The organism is Deltaproteobacteria bacterium (assembly GCA_003696105.1).
GTDB lineage: Bacteria > Myxococcota_A > Polyangia > Haliangiales > J016 > J016.
In genome coordinates this window covers 1-3888 of sequence record RFGE01000350.1, presented here as the reverse complement: position 1 = coordinate 3888, position 3888 = coordinate 1, and the positions used below count along the sequence as shown (strand labels likewise).

General features: G+C 70.5%; 4 protein-coding genes. 3 read left to right on the top strand and 1 reads right to left on the bottom strand.

Annotated elements, in window-relative coordinates:
• The 3 genes from D6689_21750 to D6689_21740 all read left to right on the top strand — a co-directional run.
• Positions 1-1084: hypothetical protein (locus D6689_21750; GenBank protein ID RMH36836.1), on the top strand; the 1084-nt coding region annotated here is incomplete at its 5' end.
• 35 nt (positions 1085-1119) lie between these two features.
• Positions 1120-2340, top strand: coding sequence for a serine/threonine protein kinase (locus D6689_21745; protein RMH36835.1), 1221 nt, complete (start codon positions 1120-1122; stop codon positions 2338-2340).
• A 14-nt stretch (positions 2341-2354) separates the two neighbouring features.
• Complete coding sequence (locus D6689_21740; GenBank protein RMH36834.1) at positions 2355-2747, top strand: hypothetical protein; 393 nt, start codon at positions 2355-2357, stop codon at positions 2745-2747.
• An 81-nt stretch (positions 2748-2828) separates the two neighbouring features.
• Here the strand turns inward: D6689_21740 and D6689_21735 are convergent, their stop codons facing one another.
• A complete protein-coding gene (locus D6689_21735; protein ID RMH36833.1) occupies positions 2829-3656 on the bottom strand; it encodes an SDR family oxidoreductase in 828 nt (275 codons plus the stop codon).
• Between the last annotated feature and the right edge of the window lie 232 nt (positions 3657-3888).

Genomic DNA, 3888 nt, shown 5'->3' with positions numbered 1-3888 from the left:
GCCGCCGGCGCGGCCGGGCTCGCCGGCGCCGCGGACGGCGCCGCGTTTCCCGACGACGCGGCCGCCGGCCGAGCTGTCCGAGTTCCTCGTGAAGCCGGCCGAGCGCGCGATGGAGCAAAAGCGCTACGCCCGCGCGGTGTCGCTGTACTCGGGGCTGCGCGCCGCCCGCGGCGACGCCGACCCGAGCGCGCTGCAGCTCGCGAAGGCGTGGAACCTCGCCAACCAGTACGAGGAGGCCGCGCGCGTGTACGAGGCGTTTGCACGCGCGACCACCGACCTCGAAAAGCGCGACTACGCGCTCGAACAGGTCGCCCGCCTGCGCGAGTTCCAAAACCCGTTTCAGCGAGAGTACCGGCCCGACTACGCGCGCAAGGAGGCGACGATCGCGTACAAGCGCGGCCGCAAGGCGTTTGCCCGCAAGCAGTACGGCGACGCGCTGCTGTACTACCGAATGGCGCTGGCGATCGACCCGACCTTGAACGGCCCCGTGCGCGAGATCGGCCGAACGTACGCGAAGCTCGGCGCCAAGGACGAGGCCGCGCGGTTCTACCTCGACTACCTGTGGCGCAGCCCCGCGGGTCCGTTCGCGAAAGAAGTCGTGGCGGAACTCAAGAAGCTCGGCAAGGCCGACGAGCTGGGCACCCTCACGGTCGACAGCAAGCTCCCGTGCGACGAGGTCTGGGTCGAGGGACAGCTCGTCCGAAGGAAGCTCCCGATCAAGAACCTGCCGGTGGCGCCCGGGCGGTACACGTGGCTGTGCTTCAGCGCGCGCTACGCGATGGCCTATTTCGAGCAGGTCGACGTCAAAAAGGGCGAGCACGCCCACCTCGAGTTTCACTGGGCGGTCGTCGTCAACGAACTCGAGAACCCGTGGGGGCGCATCGTGGTCGAGAACGCGCGCCAGCGCGGTACGATGATGGACCTCGGGCTGGAGGTCAAGGAACTGGGGATCGTGGTCCCCGCGGACGGCAGCGCCCTGCGGATGCTGCTGAAGGATCCGACCGGCGCCGTGGTCGAGGAGCGGTTCGTCCGCATCGCCAGCGGCAGCCGGTACGTCGTGCGGTGGAAAAACCGCGGCGGGTGACGCGGGCGCCTGGTAAATCGCAGTAGAGTCTCAGCGTGAAGCGGGCATCGGAAGCCGAGAAGCTCCAACCCGGGTCGCCCGGGGATCCCGTTCCATTCGGGAAGTACTACCTGCTCGGCCTGGTCGCGCGCGGCGGGATGGCCGAGGTCTACCGCGCGCGGCTGCGCGACGATCCCGAGGGCAACCTGCTGGCCATCAAGGTGATGCGGCCGCAACTCGCGCGCGAGGCGCGGTTCGTCGACATGTTCAACCGCGAGGGCCAGCTCGCGATGCTGCTGCGGGATCCGAACATCGTCCGCACGGTCGAGGTAGGCCGCATCGAGGGGCGCCACTACATCGCGATGGAATACATCGGCGGCCGCGACCTGACGCAGGTGCTGCGCCGCTGCCAGGAAGCGAACCAGAGGATTCCCGTGCCCCATGCGGTGTACATCGCGTCGCGCATCGCAGCGGGGCTCGACTTCGCGCACAACCTTCGCGGCCCCGACGGCAGACCGCTGAACCTGGTCAACCGCGACGTATCGCCGTCCAACGTGCGGCTGTCGTACGACGGCGACGTCAAACTGTTGGACTTCGGCATCGCCCAGGCGCTGATGAAGTTCACGTCCGAGATCGGCGTGCTCAAGGGCAAGTTCAGCTACATGTCGCCGGAGCAGATTCGCGGCATGCCGGTGGATGCGCGGACCGACATCTTCTCGTGCGGAATCATCCTCCACGAGATGCTCACCACGGAGAAGCTGTTCCGCGGTGACACCGAGTTCCAGCTGATGGAGAAGGTGCGCAAGGCCGAAGTGCCGCCGCCGAGCAAGTTCAACCGCCGCGTCAACGAACGACTCGACGCGATCGTGCTCAAGGCGCTCGCCCGCGACGTACAGGACCGCTACCAGACCGCGGCCGAGCTGCGCGACGACTTGCAGGAGCTGCTCGAAGGCTACCGGTTCGACCAAAAAGAGCTGCGGGATTTCATGCGCGCGCGGTTTCGCGCCGAATGGGCCAAAGAGCAGCAGGAACAACAGATCGCGCGCACGTCGCAACCGCTGGGCGCGGACGCGCCGCCCGCCGGCATTCCGGCCGGGACGCGCGGCAAACGCGAAACGGACGGCCCGGAGATCGTCATCGCAACGGACGACGCGGCGGACGCATCGGCCGACGCAGCGACGCCGCCGCCCGCCGCGGACGACGCAGCCGCCCCGGCGTCGCCCGAGCCCAAGGGCGGCTTCTGGGCCCGCCTGCGCCGCAGGCGAAAACAAGACTGAGCCAGGTCGCCCGGATGTCTCGCGCCCTAGACAAATCGGCGGACCGCGCGCGCGCGTTGGCCCGCGCCGGCGCGGCCGTCGGGTTCGCGATGGGGGCGGCGTTGGTTGCATATGCCATCGATCTGTTCGCGTCCGGCACGGCGCCGATCGTGTTTCGGGTCGCGGTGGCGGCAACGGCGGTGACGCAGCTGGGGCTCGCGTGGGCATCGTTGCGCGGGCGGCGCGCGGGATGGGCGTTCTTCGTGTCGCTGCAGGGGACGCTCGCGGTGGTGACGCTGTTCGGCGCGCCGAAACTGCGGGATGCGTTCGACGTGCCGTTGGCGGTGGCGCTCGTGCCGGCAGCGCTGTTCGGGGTGGGTTGCGCGCTCGCGGCGCTCGGGCAAGCCGGACTGTCGCAAGAGGAGTGACGCCCAGCGGCGGAACCGCGGCGGCCGGCGGAACGCCACCGGTGCCCGAGCGGGGGCCGCGCGGGACCGGATCCGTAGAGGTCACGCGTCGTCTGGAATGACCCAGGTGTCGCCCCACAACGCCTTGCCGCCGTCGACGCGGAGCACGGCCCCGGTGATGAACTGGGCCGCCGGGGACACGAGGAACACGATGGACGCGGCCGTCTCTTCGACGGAGCCGGCGCGCTTGAGCGGCGTGTTGCGGATGCCGAGTTCCAACACCTCCGCGGGATATTGCTTGACGCCAGAGGACTCGATGATGCCGGGTGCCACCGCGTTGACGGTGATGCCGAACTGAGCCCACTCGACCGCGAGGCTCATCGTGAGGTTCTCGACGCCGGCGCGCGCCGCACCGGTGTGCGCCATGCCGGGGAAACCGCGATACACGCACGCCGTGACGCTGCAGATGCGGCCGCGCTTGCGCGGGATCATCGCGCGCGTCGCCACCTCGCGCGTCATCGTGAACGTGCCGACGAGGTTGTTGCGCACCACGGCGTGAAATCCCTTCGGCGTGATCATCTGCGCCGGCGACGGGAACTGCCCGCCGGCGTTGTTGACCAGGATGTCGATCGTGTCGAACCGCTCGAGCACGCCGGCGACGAACGCCTCGACGCTGTCGGGCTCGCGTATGTCGCACACCGCGCCGTACACCCGGCCGGCGCCGGCGATCGCCGCGAGTTGGGCCACGCCGCGGTCGACGTTGTCGCGCTTGCGGCTGCAGATGGCCACGCGCGCGCCGAGGCGAACCAGTTCGCTCGCGGTCGCAAGGCCGATACCGGTGCCGCCGCCGGTGACGACCGCGACGTGGCCGTCGAACGTACCGGGCGCGAAGACGCGTTGGGACTCGGGACTCGGGATGGCGCGGGACATGGCGCGACCCTACCACTGCCGCCGGCCGCCGCGGAGGCGACCGGACGCGAGGCGCGTGCGCATCGTCGCTGGCGGCGGCGGCCATCTGCGGGCGGCGTTCGCCCCACGGGCGCGTACGTCCGCGCGCTGCGCGTGACGTGGGCGCACGCGCGCCCGCGCGCGCCGCGTCCGTGCGGCGAACCGCGCGTCGCGTCGCGTCGCCGGCGCGCCCGCGCGCGCCCGTCCCCCTAGG

Coding starts and splice junctions, on each gene's coding strand:
- D6689_21735 (RMH36833.1), bottom strand. CDS start 3,656: ATGTCCCGCGCCATCCCGAGTCCCGAGTCCCAACGCGTCTTCGCGCCC.
- D6689_21740 (RMH36834.1), top strand. CDS start 2,355: ATGTCTCGCGCCCTAGACAAATCGGCGGACCGCGCGCGCGCGTTGGCC.